At 64.3% G+C, this 18,837-nt stretch carries 16 protein-coding genes and 1 other RNA gene; 10 read left to right on the top strand and 7 right to left on the bottom strand.

The genetic code is table 11. The annotated features are described in order from the left end of the window. Position 1: 1 nt before the first annotated feature. Both ACF07D_RS07885 and ACF07D_RS07880 read right to left on the bottom strand, forming a co-directional pair. Positions 2-853 carry a universal stress protein gene (locus ACF07D_RS07885; RefSeq protein ID WP_119283859.1) on the bottom strand — a complete coding sequence of 284 codons (852 nt, stop codon included), beginning with the start codon at positions 851-853 and terminating at the stop codon, positions 2-4. A 38-nt stretch (positions 854-891) separates the two neighbouring features. Further along, on the bottom strand, positions 892-2,331 hold the full coding sequence (locus ACF07D_RS07880; protein WP_119283858.1) for a glyceraldehyde-3-phosphate dehydrogenase: 1,440 nt from the start codon (positions 2,329-2,331) through the stop codon (positions 892-894). Between the two features lie 237 nt (positions 2,332-2,568). Here ACF07D_RS07880 and ACF07D_RS07875 point away from each other — a divergent pair, with 237 nt between their 5' ends. The 6 genes from ACF07D_RS07875 (at position 2,569) to rnpB (ending at position 7,323) form a co-directional block, all read left to right on the top strand. Further along, the gene (locus tag ACF07D_RS07875; protein WP_119283857.1) at positions 2,569-3,480 is read left to right on the top strand and encodes a MetQ/NlpA family ABC transporter substrate-binding protein; all 912 of its coding nucleotides are present in this window, start codon (positions 2,569-2,571) and stop codon (positions 3,478-3,480) included. Between the two features lie 11 nt (positions 3,481-3,491). Further along, positions 3,492-4,520, top strand: coding sequence for a methionine ABC transporter ATP-binding protein (locus tag ACF07D_RS07870; protein ID WP_119283856.1), 1,029 nt, complete (start codon positions 3,492-3,494; stop codon positions 4,518-4,520). Then, positions 4,520-5,179 (top strand): methionine ABC transporter permease, encoded by a 660-nt coding sequence (locus tag ACF07D_RS07865; RefSeq protein WP_119283855.1) that lies wholly within the window; start codon positions 4,520-4,522, stop codon positions 5,177-5,179. The genes ACF07D_RS07870 and ACF07D_RS07865 overlap by 1 nt, the downstream gene beginning before the upstream one ends. 9 nt (positions 5,180-5,188) lie before the next feature. Further along, positions 5,189-6,079 (top strand): Nif3-like dinuclear metal center hexameric protein, encoded by an 891-nt coding sequence (locus tag ACF07D_RS07860; RefSeq protein ID WP_391504519.1) that lies wholly within the window; start codon positions 5,189-5,191, stop codon positions 6,077-6,079. Positions 6,080-6,088: 9 nt separating this feature from the next. Continuing rightward, positions 6,089-6,817 carry a zinc ribbon domain-containing protein gene (locus tag ACF07D_RS07855; RefSeq protein ID WP_391504518.1) on the top strand — a complete coding sequence of 243 codons (729 nt, stop codon included), beginning with the start codon at positions 6,089-6,091 and terminating at the stop codon, positions 6,815-6,817. A gap of 127 nt (positions 6,818-6,944) precedes the next feature. Then, an RNA gene (gene rnpB / locus ACF07D_RS07850) (RNase P RNA component class A) lies at positions 6,945-7,323 on the top strand. Positions 7,324-7,578: 255 nt separating this feature from the next. On the opposite strand, the gene map is transcribed toward rnpB, so the two are convergent. Then, positions 7,579-8,448 (bottom strand): type I methionyl aminopeptidase, encoded by an 870-nt coding sequence (gene map, locus ACF07D_RS07845; protein ID WP_391504517.1) that lies wholly within the window; start codon positions 8,446-8,448, stop codon positions 7,579-7,581. A 38-nt stretch (positions 8,449-8,486) separates the two neighbouring features. On the opposite strand from map, the gene ACF07D_RS07840 reads away from it, so the two are divergent. The 3 genes from ACF07D_RS07840 to ACF07D_RS07830 all read left to right on the top strand — a co-directional run bounded on the left by ACF07D_RS07840 (position 8,487) and on the right by ACF07D_RS07830 (position 13,176). Beyond that, positions 8,487-8,690, top strand: coding sequence for a methionine aminopeptidase (locus ACF07D_RS07840; RefSeq protein ID WP_255807715.1), 204 nt, complete (start codon positions 8,487-8,489; stop codon positions 8,688-8,690). Between the two features lie 119 nt (positions 8,691-8,809). Next, the gene (glnA, locus tag ACF07D_RS07835; RefSeq protein WP_119283851.1) at positions 8,810-10,147 is read left to right on the top strand and encodes a type I glutamate--ammonia ligase; all 1,338 of its coding nucleotides are present in this window, start codon (positions 8,810-8,812) and stop codon (positions 10,145-10,147) included. Positions 10,148-10,155: 8 nt separating this feature from the next. After that, positions 10,156-13,176 carry a bifunctional [glutamine synthetase] adenylyltransferase/[glutamine synthetase]-adenylyl-L-tyrosine phosphorylase gene (locus tag ACF07D_RS07830; protein ID WP_391504516.1) on the top strand — a complete coding sequence of 1,007 codons (3,021 nt, stop codon included), beginning with the start codon at positions 10,156-10,158 and terminating at the stop codon, positions 13,174-13,176. Positions 13,177-13,434: 258 nt separating this feature from the next. On the opposite strand, the gene glnA (ACF07D_RS07825) is transcribed toward ACF07D_RS07830, so the two are convergent. From glnA (ACF07D_RS07825) to ACF07D_RS07815, 3 genes are all read right to left on the bottom strand, one after another. Next, positions 13,435-14,859 carry a type I glutamate--ammonia ligase gene (gene glnA / locus ACF07D_RS07825; RefSeq protein ID WP_119283850.1) on the bottom strand — a complete coding sequence of 475 codons (1,425 nt, stop codon included), beginning with the start codon at positions 14,857-14,859 and terminating at the stop codon, positions 13,435-13,437. Positions 14,860-15,028: 169 nt separating this feature from the next. After that, positions 15,029-15,445 (bottom strand): RDD family protein, encoded by a 417-nt coding sequence (locus ACF07D_RS07820; protein ID WP_391504515.1) that lies wholly within the window; start codon positions 15,443-15,445, stop codon positions 15,029-15,031. Positions 15,446-15,448: 3 nt separating this feature from the next. Beyond that, positions 15,449-16,138 carry a DUF4191 domain-containing protein gene (locus tag ACF07D_RS07815; protein ID WP_119283848.1) on the bottom strand — a complete coding sequence of 230 codons (690 nt, stop codon included), beginning with the start codon at positions 16,136-16,138 and terminating at the stop codon, positions 15,449-15,451. A gap of 184 nt (positions 16,139-16,322) precedes the next feature. Between ACF07D_RS07815 and ACF07D_RS07810 the strand changes: the two genes are divergently transcribed. Then, a complete protein-coding gene (locus ACF07D_RS07810) occupies positions 16,323-16,883 on the top strand; it encodes a hypothetical protein (RefSeq protein ID WP_391504514.1) in 561 nt (186 codons plus the stop codon). A gap of 128 nt (positions 16,884-17,011) precedes the next feature. Here the strand turns inward: ACF07D_RS07810 and sucB are convergent, their stop codons facing one another. Continuing rightward, positions 17,012-18,802, bottom strand: coding sequence for a 2-oxoglutarate dehydrogenase, E2 component, dihydrolipoamide succinyltransferase (sucB, locus tag ACF07D_RS07805; protein ID WP_391504513.1), 1,791 nt, complete (start codon positions 18,800-18,802; stop codon positions 17,012-17,014). Between the last annotated feature and the right edge of the window lie 35 nt (positions 18,803-18,837).

Raw genomic sequence — 18,837 nt, 5'->3', positions numbered from 1 at the left:
ATTACTCCGCGCGGGTAACGACGGTCGTGCACGGCAGCGCGTTGAGCACGCCGTGACTGACCGACCCGAGAAGCAGGCGGGAGATGCCGCCGCGACCGCGGCTACCGACAACGACCATCTCGGCAGTCTCGGCGACCTGCAGCAGAGCGGTGACTGGGGGAGCCTGCACGATCTCGCGGCGAACCTCGAGATCTGGGTAGCGCTCAGCAAGGCCCGCAGTGCCGATCGCGATTGACTCTTCGGCCGCTGCCTGCTGAGCGGTAACGAGCTCCTCGCTCCAGAGGTATTCGAGACCGGGGGTGAGCGGCGGCATCCACGCGTAGACCGCGACGAGGGGCACACCACGGAACGAGGCCTCTTCGGCGGCGAACGCGATTGCACGCTTTGACGCCTCTGATCCATCAACCCCGACGACAACGCCGCTACCGGCGCCTTCCTGCTCTGCCGGGATGACGGCGACAGGGCAGTGCGCAACCGCCGCGATCTTCACCGCGCGAGTGCCGAAGACGGAGCCAGCAAACTTGCCGCCTGTGTGCGCGCCAAGGACGAGCAGGTCTGCGTGCTTCGACGCAGCCTCGACCTCTGCGATCGGGTGGCCGACAACGGCGCTTCCCGCGATCTCCCCGGTGAACCCAAGCTCGGTTCGCGCGCGTTCGATCTCGTGCGCGAGCATCTGCTCCGAGGCCGACTGTGCCTCCGAGAGGAAGGCGACACTCTCGGACAGGAAGGAGTCGTCTGCGACGTGGATGAGCTCGACGGTCGCGCCGCGCTCCGTGGCGCGTGCGAGCCCCCACTTCAGGGCGGCGCGGCTGTGATCTGATCCGTCAACTCCGATGAGGTACTTCTCGGACATAACGAGTTCCTTCCTGTACGGGTGTCTGTGTCTTCAGCTTACTTGGCGAGAGCGGGAAGCTGCAGTGGATGTCCGCCCGCGAGCTGCTCGATAATGCGAACAACCTGGCAGCTGTAGCCGTACTCGTTGTCGTACCAGACGTAGAGCACTGCGCTTGAGCCCGTGACGAGGGTCGCGAGGCCGTCGACGATGCCTGCCCGGTTCGACCCGACGAAGTCGGTGGAGACGATCTCGGGTGACTCAACGTAGTCAATCTGCGTGCGAAGTGCGCCCGTGAGTGAGACCTGCTCGAGAAGTGCGTTGAGCTCTTCGGTGGTTGTCTCGCGCTCGAGCTGCAGGTTGAGCACAGCCATCGACACGTTTGGTGTGGGAACGCGGATGGCGTTGCCAGTGAGCTTGCCCTCGAACTCCGGCAGCGCCTTCGCGACAGCCTTCGCGGCGCCGGTCTCGGTGAGCACCATGTTCAGTGCAGCGGAGCGCCCACGCCGATCGCCCGAGTGGAAGTTGTCGATGAGGTTCTGATCGTTCGTGTACGAGTGCACGGTCTCGACGTGGCCCTGCTTCACTCCGAACGCGTCGTTCACGACCTTCAGCACTGGCGTGATCGCGTTCGTCGTGCACGATGCCGCGCTGAGGATCGTGTCAGCGTCGCTGATCTTGTCGTTGTTCACGCCGTAGACGACGTTCAGCAGGTCGCCCTTGCCGGGAGCGGTGAGGATGACGCGGGAAATGCCCGAGTTCTCGAGGTGCTTGCCGAGGCCCTCGGCGTCGCGCCAGCGCCCGGTGTTGTCGACAAGGATCGCGTCTTCAATACCGTACGAGGGGTAATCGACGTCTGCCGGGTCGCTCGAGTAGATCACCTGGATGCGAACGCCGTTCGCGAGGATGACGTTCTCGTCTTCAAGGACCTTGATGGTGCCGTTGAAGGGGCCGTGCACCGAGTCGCGGCGGAGAAGGTTGGCGCGCTTCTGCAGGTCGTTCTCGCCGTTCTTCCGGACGACGATTGCGCGCAGATTCAAGCCGTTCTGGCTTCCCGCGTGCTCGATCATGATGCGGGCAAGAAGACGACCGATGCGTCCGAAGCCGTAGAGCACAACGTCGCGTCCGGTTGCGGGCTTGGCTGCGAGGGCGGGCGCGAGCTCGTCGCGGAGGTACGCCTCGAGGTCGGTTGTCGCAGCGGCGCGGAAGCCGTTCGCGAGGAGTGCGAGGTCAATCGAGACGGGGCCGGGCTGGATCGCCGTGAGTGCCTCGACGATCGCGGAGGTCTCTGCAATGTCGAGCTCAACCTCATCGATCTTGCGTGCATAGCTGTGGGCGCGAATGATGTCGATGGCTGAGCGGCCGATCAGGCTGCGTCCGTGGACTGACATGACGATGTCGTGATCGCGGTAGAGCTGACCGATGAGCGGAATCATTCGCTCCGCCAGTGCCTGCTTTGTGTTCCAGGCCTCGAGGTGGTCAGTTGTGGGCTGATTCATGTGAACCGACGGATCCTTCCGATGTGCTCGGGTGCCGATGTTTTCCGCCCCGATTCGCTGAATGTTCGACCTCAGTATCCCACGCGGATGACGCAATGTGACGCTCCGATTGGGGGATTCGTGGCGTTACGGCGAGGATTGTCTAGTACCGGTCGGGGCATAGTGATTCTTGCCACTGCGCAAGATTCTCGCCACGGCGTCGACCTACGCTCAGTTCACCAAACGAAAAGGAACATCATGTCTGTGAAGAAGCGCAGTCTCATCGCCGCATCGGTCGCGGCCCTCGCTATCGCCGCAACCGCACTCACGGGCTGCGCGAGCGACTCGGCTCCCAAGGATGACGGCGCTGAGACGACGGGCCCTGTGCGCATCGGCGTCGTCCCTGGCGGCCAGCCCTACTGGGAGACCTTCGTCGACGAGGCTGAGAAGGAAGGCATTGAGGTCGAGATCGTCGACTTCAGCGAGTACCCGCAGCCGAACCCGGCCGTCTCGGCCGGGGATCTCGACCTCAACCAGTTCCAGCACATCATCTACCTCGCGACCCACAACGTCGACGCCGACGACGACCTCGTCGCGCTCGGCTCGACAGTCGTGTACCCGCTCAACCTGTTCTCGAGCAAGTACACCGACGTGAAGGACATCCCAGAGGGTGGCACAATCGCGATCCCGAACGACGAGTCGAACCGCGCCCGCGCCCTGCTCGTGCTCCAGAAGCTCGGCCTGCTCGAGCTCAAGGATGGCGGCAGCGCGACCTCGACTCCCGACGACATCGTTGCTGACAAGTCGCGCGTGAAGGTCACCGAGCTCGCGGCTGACATTATCCCGGCCTCGCTGCCCGACGTTGACGGCGGCATCGTCAACAACGACTTCGTTGAGCTCGGCGGGCTCGACTTCAAGGACTCGCTCGGCTCGGATAGCGCCGACGACGCCGCGGTGGAGCCGTACACCAACATCTTCGCGGCACGCGCCGAGGACAAGGACAACGAGACCTACCTGAAGCTCGTCGACATCTACCAGAACAACGAGACCTTCCAGGCCGCGCTGAAGGACTACGTCGGTGAGGGCGCGGTCTCCGTGAAGCTCTCGCAGGACGACCTCGCTAAGCTCCTTGCCGACGCCGAGGACAACTACCGCGCGACCAAGGGCTAAGCTCGTTCTTCATGACGAAAGTTGAACTGCAGGGGGTCGGCAAGCGGTATCCAGCCCGCGGCCGGTCTGGCACCGAGGTTGTCGCCGTTGACGATGTCTCGATCGACATCGCATCTGGCGAGATCCACGCCGTGATTGGCTACTCGGGTGCAGGCAAGTCGACCCTGCTTCGACTCGTCAACGGCCTGGAGCGGGCGACGAGCGGCGCGATCCTCGTGGATGGCGTCGACATCACCGCCCTCTCCGAGGCCAAGCTGCGAAGCGTCCGGTCACGCATCGGCATGATCTTCCAGCAGTTCAACCTGTTCCACTCGCGTACAATCGCGAAAAACGTGGAGTACCCACTCGTTGTGGCGGGTACTCCACGCACGGAGCGCGGGGCCCGAGTGGCCGAGCTCCTCAGCTTTGTCGGGCTTTCGGACTACGCCGACTCACACATCGAGCAGCTGTCCGGCGGACAGAAACAGCGCGTCGGCATCGCCCGCGCGCTCGCGACGAACCCCGGCCTCATTCTTGCGGACGAGGCCACGAGTGCGCTCGATCCCGAGACCTCCCGTGAGGTGCTTGCGCTGCTCACAAAGATCAACCGCGAGCTTGGCGTCACGATCCTGCTCATCACGCACGAGATGGACGTTGTGCGGGAGATCGCACACCGGGTCACCGTCATGGAGGGCGGTCAGGCGGTCGAGCAGGGCGAGGTGTTCGAAGTGTTCTCGAACCCGAAGACCGACACGACGCGGCGCTTCGTGTCGACTGCGCTGCCCACCGAGCCGGACCCCGCACACCTCCGCGCGCTGCGCGAGAAGCACCGCGGCAAGCTCATCGCCCTCACCTTCCGTGACGGCGGAGCAGATCAGCCGATCGTGTTCCAGACTCTCGCTGACCGCGGCGTTGGCGTGAACATCGTCCACGGCGGCATCACTGACGTCGGCGGCCGCACGTTCGGAAAGCTCACGCTTGAGCTCATCGGCGAGGGCGTGCAGGTTGAACACGCTATCGCAGCACTCGCACAGCAGACTGAGCTGGAGGTGCTCGCGTAATGGATCGCCTGATTGAACTGCTCCCAAAGATCGGCGATGCGACAGTCGAGACGCTCATCTACGTCGCCTTCGCGATCACGATCGGCGGCCTGATCGGCCTCATCGTCGGCGTCCTCCTTACGACGACGCGGCGCGGCGGCATCCTGCAGAGCGCACCAACATTCTGGGTGCTGAACCTGCTCGTGAACTTCTTCCGCCCGATCCCGTTCGTGCTGATCCTGATGCTCTTGCAACCGCTGGCGCGCATGGTCACGGGAAAGGGCATCGGCGGCCCCGCACTGATCTTCTCGCTCGTCGTTGCCGCAGCGTTTGGGATCTCCCGCCTCGTCGAACAGAACCTCCTCACCGTGCCGCCCGGCCAGATTGAGGCCGCCCGCGCGATGGGCGCCGGTCCGCTGCGGATCATCTTCACAGTGCTCATTCCAGAGGGCCTCGGCCCGCTCGTGCTCGGATACACGTTCGCTTTCGTGGCGATCGTCGACATGTCAGCGATGGCTGGCATCATCGGCGCAGGCGGTATCGGCAACTTCGCGCTGCAGTATGGCTATCGCCAGTCGAACCCGTGGGTCACGTGGGCGTCGGTGCTCATCATCGTCGTGATCGTCCAGATCGCACAGCTCATCGGCAACGTGACGGCGCGGAGGCTCCTCAGGCGCTAGCCTCGAGGCATGACGAACACCGAACCTGTCACACCCACACCCACCGCTCCCGCGGCGCAGACCCTAGCCGACCTCCGGCGTGTCACAAACGAGATGTGGCCTGCCGATACTGCCGAGTCGTGGGATCGCGTCGGGCTGGTGACGGGCCGGGATGCCGCCCCGCTTCGCAAGGTGCTGCTCGCTGTCGACGCTGTCGCCGCGACAGTCGACGAGGCGCTCGCCTGGGAGGCGGACGCGCTCATCACGCACCACCCGCTGTTGCTACGCGGCATCCACACGGTCGCCGAGGACACTGCGAAAGGCGCACTCCTTGCCTCGCTTATCCGCGGGGGGTGCGCGCTCATCGCGGCGCACACGAACGCCGATCAGCCTGCCGGTGGGGTCTCCGACGTTATCGCTCGCCGCCTGGGGCTTGTTGGTGCCGTGCCCATCGTTCCCCATCCCGCGGACCCCGAGATCGGCATTGGTCGTGTCGGGAAGCTTTCCGCTCCCGAGACGCTCAGAGCGTTCGCCGAGCGAGTTGCTTTAGCAATGCCTTCGACGGTGTCGGGAGTGCGAGTGGCCGGCGATCCGGATCGCCTCGTGCAAGCGATCGCGCTGCTCGGCGGCGCGGGAGACAGCCTGCTCGACAACCCGGCAGTGCGCGGCGCAGACGTCTACCTCACGTCCGATCTCAGGCATCATCCAGCACAGGAGGCGCTCGAGCTCTACGCAGTCGCAGGTGGTCCAGCCCTCATCGATGTCGCGCACTGGGCCAGCGAGTCGCTCTGGCTCGAGGGCGCAGCTGCGGTGCTTGCCACGAGGCTTCCAGGCGTCGAGTTTCGCGTCAGCACCCTCCGCACCGACCCGTGGAGTTTCTCCGTCGGGGCACGCCCGAGCGACGCGCCGGGCGCAGAGTAAGCTGGAACCATGAAGGCTACCCCGCGCCAGCAGCTGTTGCTGCTCGACCTCCAGCAGCTCGACCACACCCTCGCAAGGCTTCGCAAACGTCACGAACAGCTTCCTGAGCGTGCCGAGCTTGTCTCCCTCGAAGCGGAGCGCGACGAGGTGCGGAACCGCTACATGGATGCGCAGCGCGAGCTTGACGCCAGGCGACTTGAGCTTTCACGAATCGAAGCGGACGTCGACGTCGTAGATCAGCGCGTGAAGCGAGATAACGACCTCCTCGCAGCAAGCACCTCCGCGAAGGAAGCTCAGGCGCTGCAAGGTGAGCTCGACACGCTCGGCCGCCGCAAGGGTGAACTTGAGGAGCGCCAGCTTGAGGCGATGGAGGTCGCTGACGCCGCGGCGGCAGTGTTTGCCGAGGCAGAGCACGTGCTTGCGGGCGTCGACAAGCGTCGCGACGAGATCAATGCTCGCATCGCCGCTGCTGAGGCCGAGACTGAACGCGACCGCGCGGCGACCGCGGCGGAGCGGGCAGGCAAGGCCGCCGAGGTGCAGGGCGATCTGCTCGCGCTCTACGAGAAGACCCGCGCCCAGGTCGGCATCGGGGCTGCGCGCCTGCGCGCTGGTGTGTCGGAGGCGAGCGGGATGGCACTCAGCCCTGCAGACCTCTCGACAATCAAGGCCACCGCGGACGACGAGGTCGTGTTCTGCCCAGAGACCGGCGCCATTCTCGTCCGCGTCATCGAAGACTAAGCGCGGCGGAGCTTGCCTGCGGCGAGGTGAGCTTTGGTTTGCGGCGAAGTGAGCTTTGGTTTGCGGCGAGGTGAGCTTTGGTTTACGGCGAGACCCCTCGCGCCGACACGCTAGAATGGGAGCCGGAATGGGTCGGTGGACGGTTGCGTCCCGTGTCGCGTGCGGCAACGGGCCGAGGAACGTCCGGGCTCCGCAGGGGAGAACGGTGGATAACGTCCACCCGGGGCAACCCGCGAGAAAGTGCAACAGAGAGTAGACCGCCTGCCGTGGTTCGCCGCGGCCGGTAAGGCTGAAAGGGTGGGGTAAGAGCCCACCGGCGTCCGTGGTAACACGGGCGGCCAGGTAAACCTCGTTCGGAGCAAGGCCAGACAGCAGACGATGACGCGCCCCGCCGAGTCTGCGGGTGGGCTGCTAGAGGGCGTCGGCAACGGCGTCCCGAGATAGATAACCGTCCAAGCCGGCTTTGGCCGGCGGGACAGAACCCGGCGTATAGCCGGCCCATTCCCCTCTCGCACAGGTGGCGCGCGCCGCGGAGGTCTGCGCAGGCCTGTGCGCACTGTGCGTGGAAGGGCGCACTGTGCTCGGCAGAGTTCTGTCCCCGCGAGAGCACCTTCCCCGCAGGAGAGCACCCTCCCGACCGTAGGGGAGGGGGCGTCCTGCAAGAAAGGCGCTGTCCGGCCGTGTGACGGCGTGCGGCGTGGTGAGGTGGCGGCGTGGGGGCGAACCTGGGCGGCTACCCGGACATAGCTACCCGGACACAGCTACTCGGAGACCGTGAGTAGTTCGAAGCCGTCCTCACGGACAACGATCGTGTGCTCGAACTGTGCTGTGATCGACTTGTCCTTCGTCGTGACTGTCCAGTTGTCGGACCACATGTCCCACTCGCGCGTGCCGAGGGTGAGCATCGGTTCGATTGTGAAGACCATCCCAGGGACGATGAGATCGTTAAAGCGAGGCGCCGAGTCGTAGTGCGGGATGATGAGTCCCGTGTGAAACGACGAGCCGACCCCGTGGCCAGTGAAGTCGCGAATCACGCCATACCCGAAACGCTTCGCGTACGTCTCGATGACCCTGCCAATGACGTTCACCTCTCGGCCGGGCTTTGCGGCCCGAATTCCGCGCATCATTGCCTCGTGCGTGCGTTCGACGAGGAGATCGACATCCTCAGCGACCTTCCCAACACGAAAGGTGCGGTTGGTGTCGCCGTGGAATCCGTCGAGGTATGCAGTGATATCGACATTGACGATGTCTCCCTCGCGAAGCACGGTGTCGTCAGGGATCCCATGGCACACGACCTCGTTGACCGACGTACATGAGGATGCTGGGTAGCCGCGGTAGCCCAGTGTCGACGGATACGCGCCAGCTGCAACGACAGCGTCGTGCCCGATGCGGTCAAGCTCGGCTGTTGTGACGCCAGGCTCAACCGCCGCCCCAACGGCGTCAAGCGCACGTGAGGCGATGCGTCCGGCAGCGCGGATCTTCGCGACCTCGGCATCGGTGTAGGTGTTGTCGCCCGTATATGCCGGGGGCTCTTGTAGCCCGACGTAGGGAGGCCGCGAGATCTCGCGAGGAACTGTGAGCGGCGTTGGCAAAACGCCGGGAATCAGATTGCCGTGGTCGTCGAAAGGCATGGGTCTAGTCTAGGAGCAAGCTGACGAAGGAGACGCTCATGAGCAAGAAGGACTGGGGGATCGACGACCCCGAGGAAACCTACTGGTTCAACTCGAAGACCGGGGAGGTTGAAGAGGGGCCGCAGTCGCTCGCGATCTACCGCATCGGTCCGTTCAAGACACGTGATGAAGCGCGGCGCGCGCCGCAACTGCTTGCTGAACGTGCTCGGGAATGGAACGAGGAGGACGAGGAAGAATACTAAGCCCTCCTTGGGTGCTAAGCCCCGAACAGGGCAATCCGGCGCACGATGCGGCACGGGGGCGGTAGGCTGAAAGGCGTACCGGACCCGGTGCGAGACCGCGCCCTGAAGGGAGCTGCAGCGTGAGCAAGCAGAGAGATTTCGTGCTTCGTACGATTGAAGAGCGGGGCGTGAGATTCGTGCGCCTCTGGTTCACTGACGTCGCCGGTGCGCTGAAATCGGTGGCACTCGCGCCCGCAGAGGTCGAGGGTGCGTTCAGCGAAGGCATCGGTTTTGACGGTTCAGCCATTGAGGGCCTGACCCGCGCGTACGAGTCGGACCTCCTTGCCGTGCCGGATCCGTCGACATTTCAGATCCTTCCGTGGCGCGGCGAGACTGAGCCGACGGGACGGATGTTCTGCGATATTCGCACGCCAAACGGCGAGCCCGCAGTATCTGATCCGCGCAATGTGCTGAAGCGCACGCTCGCGCAGGCCGCCGACATGGGCTTCTCGTTCTATACCCACCCTGAAATCGAGTTCTACCTGCTCAAGTCGAAAGAAATCGGCCCCGAGGGTCCCATTCCCGTCGATAGGGCCGGGTATTTCGACAACGTGCCAGGGGGAACCGCGCACGACTTCCGCCGTGAGAGCGTGAACATGCTCGAGGAGCTCGGGATCTCAGTCGAGTTCAGCCACCACGAGGCGGGCCCCGGCCAAAACGAGATCGACCTCCGTTACGCAGATGCCCTCGCGACTGCCGACAACATCATGACCTTCAGGTCCGTGGTGAAGGAGGTGGCGATCGCGCAGGGTGTGCACGCAACGTTCATGCCGAAGCCCCTGGCTGGCCAGCCCGGATCAGGAATGCACACGCACGTGTCGCTCTTTGAAGGCGAGGAGAACGCGTTCTACGACCCGAGCGCGAAGTACCAGATGTCAGTGACGGCGCGCCGCTTCGTTGCAGGCATTCTCAGGCACGCACCCGAGCTCACCGCCGTGACGAACCAGTACGTGAACTCGTACAAGCGGCTGTGGGGTGGAGACGAGGCGCCGTCGTTCGTGAGTTGGGGTCATAACAACCGCTCAGCGCTTGTTCGCGTGCCCATGTACAAGCCTGGCAAGGGCGGCGCCGCACGGATCGAGTATCGCGGGATGGACAGTGCAGTGAATCCGTACCTCGGTTTCTCTGTGCTTCTCGCCGCTGGGCTCAAGGGTATTCGCGAGGAGTATGAGCTGCCGCCAGAGGCCGAGAATAACGTCTGGGCCCTGAGCGACGGCGAGCGACGCGCAATGGGCTTCGACCCGCTGCCGCAGAGCCTTGAGCATGCTCTCGCAGTCATGGAGCGCTCCGAGCTCGTTGCCGAGACGCTTGGTGAGCAGGTATTTGCCTACCTCATCAGGGACAGCCGTCGCGAGGTTGACGAGTACCGCAGCCAAGTGACACCGTTCGAGCTCAAGTCGATGCTCGACACGATCTAGTCGCAGTGATGATGGAGCCCGGAGCCTCGCGACCCGGTCGGCGCGGAGAGCTTGGAAGCTACGCGCGCGCCGGGTTTCAGAACCTCACAGCAGCCCGGGAGAGCATTCGCGAGCTCGCCCTCGCGCTCGATGGGGCAGACGAATTAGCGCTTCTGGAGGGGTTGCAGGCGGCTGCGGACCCAGACACGGCGCTCGCCATGCTTCTACGCATTGCGGAAGCCGAGGGAGCGAGGCTCGCACTACTCGACGCATTCGCTTGGCGACGCCTGTGCCTACTTGTTGGTGCGTCGCCAGCGCTCGGAGAGTTCTTCTCCAGACACCCGGAACGCATCGGGGCGACCGTGTGCGGGGATGGCCGTCTTCCGAGCGCTGAAGAGGCGCGGGCCGAGATGCTTGCCGCGGTCGCGCCGGGTGGCGTGCAGCTCGCTGGAGAACCGGGTTGGAATGCGCTCAGAGTCGGGTACCGTGCGCTGCTCTCCAGCGTCGCGCTCTTCGACCTGACGAGCGCCGGGCCACAAGAGGTCGCCCGTGACCCTCGACCCGCGTTTGAGGCCGTCGCTGCCGCGCTGTCGAGTCTCGCAGACGCGGCAATAGAGGCAGCCATCGCAGTTGGCCGGGCGACGCTCGGCGCTGACGGCGCCAGCCCTCGAGTTGCTACAGAAAAGCTTTCCGAGCTCAGGTTCTCGGTGATTGCCATGGGCAAGTGCGGCGCGCAAGAGCTCAACGTTGTCTCGGACGTCGACGTCATGTTCATCGCCGAGGGCGACGAGCGCGCGGCGACCGCGCTCGCTCGTGAGGTGATGCGTGCCATTCAGGATCCTGCTCACGAGCTGCCTCTCTGGCAGGTCGACCCGAACCTTCGCCCGGAGGGCAGGCAGGGGCCACTCGTGCGGTCGCTGTCATCGATGCTGAGCTACTACGACAGGTGGGCGAAAGCATGGGAGTTCCAAGCGCTTATTAAGGCCAGGGCGTGTGCAGGCGACCTTGCCCTTGGCGAGGAATTTGTTGCTGCGACACGGCCGCTCGTCTGGGCGTCTGCGAGTCGCGAGGACTTCGTTGGTTCAGTGCAGCGCATGCGTGAACGAGTAACTGAGCACATCGCGCCTGAAGAGCTGCCGCTGCAAATCAAACTCGGTCCCGGAGGGCTGCGCGATATCGAGTTCAGCGTGCAGCTGCTGCAACTCGTGCATGGCCAGCACGACGAGCACCTGCAACTGCGGGGCACACTGCCCGCGCTTCGAGCACTTGTCGACGATGGCTACGTGGCCCGCCGGGACGGTGAACGCCTGAGCGAGCACTATCGAACGCTGCGGGTGCTCGAGCACAGGCTTCAACTTCGCGACCTTCGACGAACCGCACTCATGCCCAGCGACGATGAGGGACGGCGGGTGCTTGCGCGGGCGTCTGGACTTGCACGAGACGCGAAGGAACTGGGCGCGCTCTGGGATCGAGTACGCCGCGAGGTCCGAGAACTGCACCTGAAGATCTTTTATGCGCCGCTGTTGAGCGCTGTCGCAGCTTTGCCTGACGAGGAGTTTGTGCTCGGCACGGCAGAGGCAAAAGCTCGACTGTCGAGCATTGGCTTCCTCGATCCTGATGGCGCCTCACGGCACCTCGCCGCACTTACAAGCGGCCCGTCGCGCAGCGCAAAGATCTTGCGCAACCTCACCCCAGTGCTGCTGCAATGGCTGGCGCTCGGCACCGATCCTGATTTCGGCTTGCTCGCCTTTCGCAAGGTGAGCGAGGCGAACCGGGATGCGTCGTGGTACCTGCGCCTCCTCAGGGACGGCTCGCTCGCGGCCGAGCGGCTCACGCTGCTGCTCGCAAACTCGAAGTACGCTGCGGGCCTGCTCGAGGGGTACCCCGAGGGCGTCGCCTGGCTCGAACGAGATGCGCTGCTCGAACCCCCGGCGCCTGAGGCGCTGCTGGCCGAGATGCGCTCGCTGGTGTCACGTCGGCCCTCCGCTCAGTCCGCTGCGGAGCGTCTACGCCGCGTGCATCGGCGCGAGATCCTCAGACTCGCGATGGGCCGCGTCGTTGGAGTGCTCGACGAGGAGACCGTCGCGAAGGGCCTTGACGGGGCGCACACCGCTCTGCTCGACGCGCTGCTCTCTGCGATTCGGGGGCATCTCGGAAGCGAGAGCGCTGCACCGGAGATTGCACTCGTCGGCATGGGCAGGTTCGGTGGCGGCGAGCTCGGCTTTGCCTCCGACATCGACCTCATCGCGGTGGCGCGTGGTGGTGCGACGGGTAGTGGGCCTGTGTCGCCCGCGGCCAAGGTCGTGAGCGAGCTTCGCACGCTCGTCTCAGACCCACGGTTTCCAGTCGACCTCGACTTCGATCTGCGGCCGGAGGGCAAGAACGGCCCGCTTGTTCGCAGTATCGACTCATACCGGAGTTACTATGAGCGCTGGTCGGCCACGTGGGAGGCCCAGGCGTTGCTACGGGCCCGCCACGCGGCCGGCGACGCGAGCCTGAGCGCCGAGTTCTTTGCGATGGCTGACCCGATCAGGTATCCGAGCGAGTTCAGGGAGGAACAGCTGCGCGATGTTCGGCGCATGAAAGCACGCGTCGAGGGGGAGCGGCTGCCACAGGGGCAGGATCCAGCGATGCACTTGAAGCTCGGCCCGGGCGGCATCAGCGATGTCGAGTGGCTTGTGCAGCTGCTGCAGCTGCAGCACGGTGCAGCACACCCTGAGCTTCGCACGGTGTCGACTCTCGAGGCGCTAGCTGCAGCGGCGAGGCTTGGACTCATTGACAAGGAGGACGCAGCAACGCTTGAGGACGCCTGGCGCCTCGCGAGCACACTCCGCTCGGCGATGCGTCTCTGGAACGGCAGAGCGGCCGACTCACTGCCGCGCGACTGGCGTGATCTCGCCGGCATCGCGGGCGTTCTCGGAGAGCGACGCGACCGCACGAGCGAGCTTGTTGAGCGCTGGCACACGGCGAGCAGGCGCGCCCGCGCCGTGTTTGAGCGCGAGTTCTTCGGCTATCGCGAAGACGAGCTTTTCCCAGAAGTGCAGGCCTAAGCACCACGTGCCACCAGGTCGGGGCTATGTCTGCTCGGTGAACTCCCGGTGATTGTTCCGTGCCAGGTCTAGCCAGCGGGCAACTTGGCGCGTACTCTGACAACCATGAACTATCTGGCAAGCTTCTTCGAAGCCATTCTCGCAAGCGAGGATGCCGATATCGAGGACGATATCAACTCCTAGCACCAACACGAAACGAAACCGCCCAGATGCCTACTCGGCACGCTGAGCGGTTTCGCGTGTATGGCGGAGCGAGTCCTACACGCCGTAGTAGAGCTCGAACTCGTACGGGTGGGGACGAACCGCCATTGGGAGCAGTTCGGTCTCGTTCTTCAGGTTGATCCAAGTCTGGATCAGCTCCTCAGTGAAGACGCCGCCCTCAAGCAGGTAGGCGTGATCCGCTTCGAGAGCGGCGAGTGCCTCGCCGAGCGAGCCGGGCACCTGCGGGATGTTCGCGGCCTCCTCCGGGGGAAGCTCGTAGAGATCCTTGTCGATCGGCTCGCCGGGCTCGATCCGGTTACGAATGCCGTCGATGCCGGCCATGAGCTGAGCTGCGAATGCGAGATACGGGTTGCCCGAAGCGTCAGGGGCGCGGAATTCGATGCGCTTCGCCTTCGGGTTGGAGCCAGTGAGCGGGATGCGAATTGCGGCCGAACGGTTACCTGCTGAGTAGGCAAGGTTCACGGGAGCCTCGTAGCCCTTCACGAGGCGACGGTAGCTGTTGATGGTCGGGTTCGTGAAGGCGAGCAGCGACGGCGCGTGCTTGAGGATACCGCCGATGTACCAGCGAGCGGTGTCCGAGAGTCCGGCATAACCGTTCTCGTCGTAGAACAGCGGTTCGCCGTTTGCCCAGAGGGACATGTGTGTATGCATTCCCGAGCCGTTATCGCCAAACACGGGCTTCGGCATGAATGTGGCCGTCTTACCCCAGAGTTCTGCGGTGTTCTTGACGATGTACTTGAACTTCAGCACGTCGTCGGCAGCGGAGACCATCGTGTCGAACCGATAGTTGATCTCTGCCTGACCGGGAGCGCCGACCTCGTGGTGGGAACGCTCGAGCTGCAGGCCAGCTTCGATAAGGCGAAGCGAGATGTCATCACGCAGATCAGCCTGCTTGTCCACGGGGGAGACTGGGAAATAGCCTCCCTTGAGCGCGGTCGTGTTCCCGAGGTTTCCGCCCTCGTAATCTGTGGCGGAGTTCCAGTGGGCCTCCTCCGAGTCGATCTCGAAGAACGTACGGCGCGGAGTGGTCTCGTAGCGAACCGAGTCGAGAATGTAGAACTCTGCCTCGGGGGCGAAGAACGCGGTGTCGGCGATTCCGGTCGAAGCGAGGAACTGCTCGGCTTTCTTCGCGACCTGGCGTGGGTCCTTCGAGTAGATTTCGCCTGTGCGCGGGTTGTAAATGTCGAACACCATGATGAGGGTGCGCTCGGCGCGGAACTGATCGATGTACGCAGTCGTGACGTCGGGGATGAGCTGCATGTCCGACTCAGCGATCGTAGCGAAGCCGCGGATCGAGGAGGCGTCAAACATCTGCCCAACCTCGAAGAAGTCGAGATCTACCGTGCTCGCCGGAATGTTGAAGTGCTGCTGCACGCCGGGGAGATCGGTGAACCGAATGTCAAGGAACTTGACGTCGGTTTCGCGGATATAGTCGATGACTTCCTGGGGAGTCTTGAACATCGGGATCCTCACTTTTCGGTGCGGCGGTCTGCCGCTTCGTAGGTCAAGCCTATGCTTCCAGCGTTTCGGGAGCGTGGAAGCAGTGTTTCAGGCGTGTTACGTATTGCGGCGCGACGAACTACGGTGTCGACGGTGACAACGTGTTCTCGCATGATGAGTTGACTGCGCCCTAGACGCGAATCAGTACCGTCCCTGCGATCTTGTCGTGAAAGCCGCGCTGGTCGCTGTCCCACACGAGTGCTGGGATCACGAGTGTGACGAGCACCGCGCGAACGATGGGGCGCCAGATGCCAACCCAGCCGCCAGCGATCGGAACAACCTGCAGACCGACCAATCGATGTCCGAGCGAACCACCGATTGTCGGAACGAAGACGATCTGCATGAGCATAAAAATGAGAGAGTGCCACCACATCGCCTGCGGTCCTCCGATGAGGAGGTAGGCGGGGAGGGAAGCGAGGGCCCAGTCGATGCAGATCGCGAGCAGGCGTCGCCCCACACGGCCGACCGAGCGAGGCCCGTCCTCGGGAAGACCGAGACGCTCACCCGGAAACTCGCTGGGGGCGAGGTCACCAAACTTCTGCGACATGGTTTAGCGCGGGCGCTGTGCGCGGACGCGATTCGGGTCGATTCCCTTCGGGATTCCGACGGGGCTCGCCTGTAGCGACGAGAGCCGGTTATAGACAGCAGCGATCTCGTTGCGATTGAGTACACGCTTCATCTTTTGCAGCTCCTTCGAAAGCTTCGGCAATGCCACCGAACCCTCGTCAGGGCCAACGTAGAGGTGTGAGATCGGCACGTTTGAGATCGCGCGCTTGAGTTTGCGTTCCTCGTCCTGCGCGATGCGCTGAGTGCGCTGGCGCGAGCCCTCAGAAATGAGTACGACTCCGCCGCGCCCGATGACGCGATATACCGCATCCTGCTGCCGGGTCATCGCGACGGGCACCTCCGACCCACGCCAGCTACGCCGAAGTGCGCTCTGCACGATTGCACCAACCGCGCCGGGACGCCCCTCAATCTGCGCGTATGCGACTGCCTCGGCGCGGCGACCAAGAACGATCATCGCAATGAGCAGTCCGGCAAGAATGCCGGTGAGGGGCCACAGGATCCAGCTAAACCAGTTGCCTGGCAGGAGCCAAGCGAGAAGCACGGCCACCAGGATCGGGCCGACGAAGGAGAGCAGCATCAGCGGGGTCAGCAGCTTGTCTTGGGTGCGGGTGTTCTTGTACACCTGCACCATCTGCTTGATGCGACCCGGGGACTTCTGCTTCGCCTCTGCCATGCCTTCCATCGTACCGCTTCTCAGGCGCTGATCGAGCAACCCGGCCTGAGTTCGCTCGTGGCAGAGCGATTTTCGCTCCTGAGCTGGCTCGCCCACAGGCGTCCCACCCGCAGCGGTTATCCCGAGAAGCACAGATTTGCCCCATGCTAGGTGCCCCGGCCCAAGCGAGGACGAGGATAGATGCATGCGCACTTCCAACGATGCTTCCCGTCAACCGCCCAAAGTACTCCTGTCGGCGGGGGAGACGACGAGCCTCATGCTTGGTGTCTGCTTCGCGGGATTCGCCGCGCGGGAGCACGGGGCATGCCTCGGGGCAGACGTTGCCCGAACGCTAATGCTGCACGTTCCGGGTGAAGGCAAGTATCGGCGTCGGCTCGTCCCACAGGCGGATGTTTCGCTGATCGAGCTGCCCCCAGAAGCAGGCTGGCGGAGCACTGCGCGCGTTGCACAGGCTGTCGCGCATCTTCGGGCGGGTCACGATGCCGGATGTCACGGCTTCGGCGTGTCGCTCAGGGAGCTGTCGAGCGTGGCGACGAGCGTTGCCCCGGTGGGCGCGAGTGAGTTTCTCGGCGAGCTATTTGGTGACGTCGCTGCAGAACTCGCTCACATGAGGGCGTGGGAGTCGAATGCGGCCGGAGAGACACTCAGACACGCTGTCGCTGGCCGAATCACCCCGACGCCTCTGCGACAGGAATCGTTTGTCGCTGTGCGAGCCTTGTTCGCCGATGGATCCAGGCGCCGGTGACGCTGCAGGCGGTGCGAGGGGGCAACGCTTGCAGGCCGAGCTGAGGGCGGACGATCCACTACGTCACAAACGAGTGAGGGGTTCTGCGGCGCACATCGCGCCGCAGAACCCCTCACATATCGTCGAAACTAGATACCGAGATCTGCCCCGAAGTTGCCCTCTTCGAGGCGGGACTTCATCTGCGTGAGGAAACGCGCAGCGTCGGCACCGTCGATTGTCCGGTGATCGTACGACAGCGCCAGGTACACCGTCGACCGGATCGCGATCGAGTCACCCTCAGGTGTCGAAACAACCCCGGGCTCCTTCACTACAACACCAGTGCCGAGAATTGCTGACTGCGGAAGGAACACCAGCGGGGTGTCAAACAGTGCCCCGCGCGAACCCGTATTCGTGAGCGTGAACGTGCCGCCGCTCAGCTCGTCCGGCGTGAGCTTGTTGTCACGGGTGCGAGCGGCAAGATCAGCGATCTCACCGGCGATCTGGGCGATGTTCTTCGTTCCTGCGTCGCGAAGCACAGGAGTGAGGAGACCACGCTCAGTGTCGACAGCGATGCTGACGTTTTCAGTTGCCGGGTAGACGATCTGGTCGCCTTCAACTGTCGAGTTGATCACAGGGTAGGCCTGTAGCGCCTCTGCAGCGGCGAGCGCGAAGAACGGCATGAAGGAAAGCTTCGAACCAGTCTTCGCCAGGAACTCATCCTTCTTCGCCTGACGCAGCTGAGCGACGCGTGTCACGTCGACCTTCACCACTGTCGTGAGCTGAGCCGTCTGCTGCATCGAAGCGACGGCGCGCTCCGCGATGACCTTGCGCAGGCGGCTCATCTTCTGCGTCGTGCCGCGGAGCTCGGAGACAACGCGAGGCGCAGGAGCTGCTGCAGCCGGGGCCGCTGCTGCCGCGGGAGCAGCCGCTGCAGCCGCGAGCACGTCTTCCTTGCGGATGCGGCCACCAACGCCAGTTCCGACCACGGTAGCGAGGTCCACGCCGCGCTCACCCGCAAGCTTGCGGACGATCGGGGTGACGTAGCCGCCGGTCTCTGCAGCCGGTGCGGGTGCTGTTACGGGTGCTGCCGGTGCGGGTGCTGCTGCTGCGGGCGCTGCCGGTGCAGGCGCTGCAGGTGCAGGCGCTGCCGGTGCTGCTGCGGGTGCTGCCGGAGTTGTGGCCGGTGCGGGTGCTGCAGCCGGAGCAGGTGCTGCAGCCGGAGCAGGTGCTGCAGCCGGAGCAGGTGCTGCAGCCGGAGCAGGTGCTGCTGCGGGCGCAGCCGGTGCCGGAACAGGTGCCGCCGCCGGAGCAGCTGCACCGCTCCCGACGCGCGCGAGGACTGCGCCAACCTCTACGGTCTCGTCCTCGCCGACAAGCATCTCCTGGAGGATGCCCGCGACGGGTGACGGTACCTCAGTGTCGACCTTGTCTGTTGACACCTCGAGCAGCGGCTCATCGACCTCGACGGCCTCGCCGATCTGCTTCAGCCAGCGGGTCACAGTACCCTCGGTGATTGACTCGCCGAGCGACGGCAGAACGATGTCCTGGCTGTCGCCTCCGGCGGCAGGAGCCGGAGCTGATGCAGCGGCAGCAGGTGCTGCGGCGGTCTCAGCGGGAGCTGCCGGAGCAGCAGGCTCAGCAGGAGCTGGCGCTGCGGGAGCCGCCTGCTCGGGAGCCGGGGCTGCTGCGGGAGCGGATCCGCTTCCATCGCCAATGCGCGCGAGCACAGCGCCAACTTCAGCGGTCTCATCTTCCTGGACGAGGATCTCTTCGACCACGCCGGCGACTGGGGAAGGCACCTCGGTGTCCACCTTGTCGGTCGAGACCTCGAGCAGCGGCTCGTCGACCGCTACGGTCTCGCCCACCTGCTTCAGCCAGCGGGTCACCGTCCCCTCGGTGACGCTCTCGCCCAGCGCGGGGAGGACTACCGATTCACTCATCGTGATTCTCCTTCTAAATTTCTTCTAGATCTAGC

The organism is Leucobacter sp. NPDC015123, assembly GCF_043080205.1.
GTDB classification, from domain to species: Bacteria; Actinomycetota; Actinomycetes; order Actinomycetales; family Microbacteriaceae; genus Leucobacter; species Leucobacter aridicollis_A.
Note: the sequence above shows the minus strand (reverse complement) of the source record. Positions and strands in the feature narration are given on the sequence as shown.

Bases quoted from the DNA above. Each gene is read 5' to 3' on its own strand.
- ACF07D_RS07885 (WP_119283859.1), bottom strand. From the start codon at position 853: ATGTCCGAGAAGTACCTCATCGGAGTTGACGGATCAGATCACAGCCGC.
- ACF07D_RS07880 (WP_119283858.1), bottom strand. From the start codon at position 2,331: ATGAATCAGCCCACAACTGACCACCTCGAGGCCTGGAACACAAAGCAG.
- ACF07D_RS07875 (WP_119283857.1), top strand. From the start codon at position 2,569: ATGTCTGTGAAGAAGCGCAGTCTCATCGCCGCATCGGTCGCGGCCCTC.
- ACF07D_RS07870 (WP_119283856.1), top strand. From the start codon at position 3,492: ATGACGAAAGTTGAACTGCAGGGGGTCGGCAAGCGGTATCCAGCCCGC.
- ACF07D_RS07865 (WP_119283855.1), top strand. From the start codon at position 4,520: ATGGATCGCCTGATTGAACTGCTCCCAAAGATCGGCGATGCGACAGTC.
- ACF07D_RS07860 (WP_391504519.1), top strand. From the start codon at position 5,189: ATGACGAACACCGAACCTGTCACACCCACACCCACCGCTCCCGCGGCG.
- ACF07D_RS07855 (WP_391504518.1), top strand. From the start codon at position 6,089: ATGAAGGCTACCCCGCGCCAGCAGCTGTTGCTGCTCGACCTCCAGCAG.
- map (WP_391504517.1), bottom strand. From the start codon at position 8,448: ATGCCTTTCGACGACCACGGCAATCTGATTCCCGGCGTTTTGCCAACG.
- ACF07D_RS07840 (WP_255807715.1), top strand. From the start codon at position 8,487: ATGAGCAAGAAGGACTGGGGGATCGACGACCCCGAGGAAACCTACTGG.
- ACF07D_RS07830 (WP_391504516.1), top strand. From the start codon at position 10,156: ATGATGGAGCCCGGAGCCTCGCGACCCGGTCGGCGCGGAGAGCTTGGA.
- glnA (WP_119283850.1), bottom strand. From the start codon at position 14,859: ATGTTCAAGACTCCCCAGGAAGTCATCGACTATATCCGCGAAACCGAC.
- ACF07D_RS07820 (WP_391504515.1), bottom strand. From the start codon at position 15,445: ATGTCGCAGAAGTTTGGTGACCTCGCCCCCAGCGAGTTTCCGGGTGAG.
- ACF07D_RS07815 (WP_119283848.1), bottom strand. From the start codon at position 16,138: ATGGCAGAGGCGAAGCAGAAGTCCCCGGGTCGCATCAAGCAGATGGTG.
- ACF07D_RS07810 (WP_391504514.1), top strand. From the start codon at position 16,323: ATGCGCACTTCCAACGATGCTTCCCGTCAACCGCCCAAAGTACTCCTG.
- sucB (WP_391504513.1), bottom strand. From the start codon at position 18,802: ATGAGTGAATCGGTAGTCCTCCCCGCGCTGGGCGAGAGCGTCACCGAG.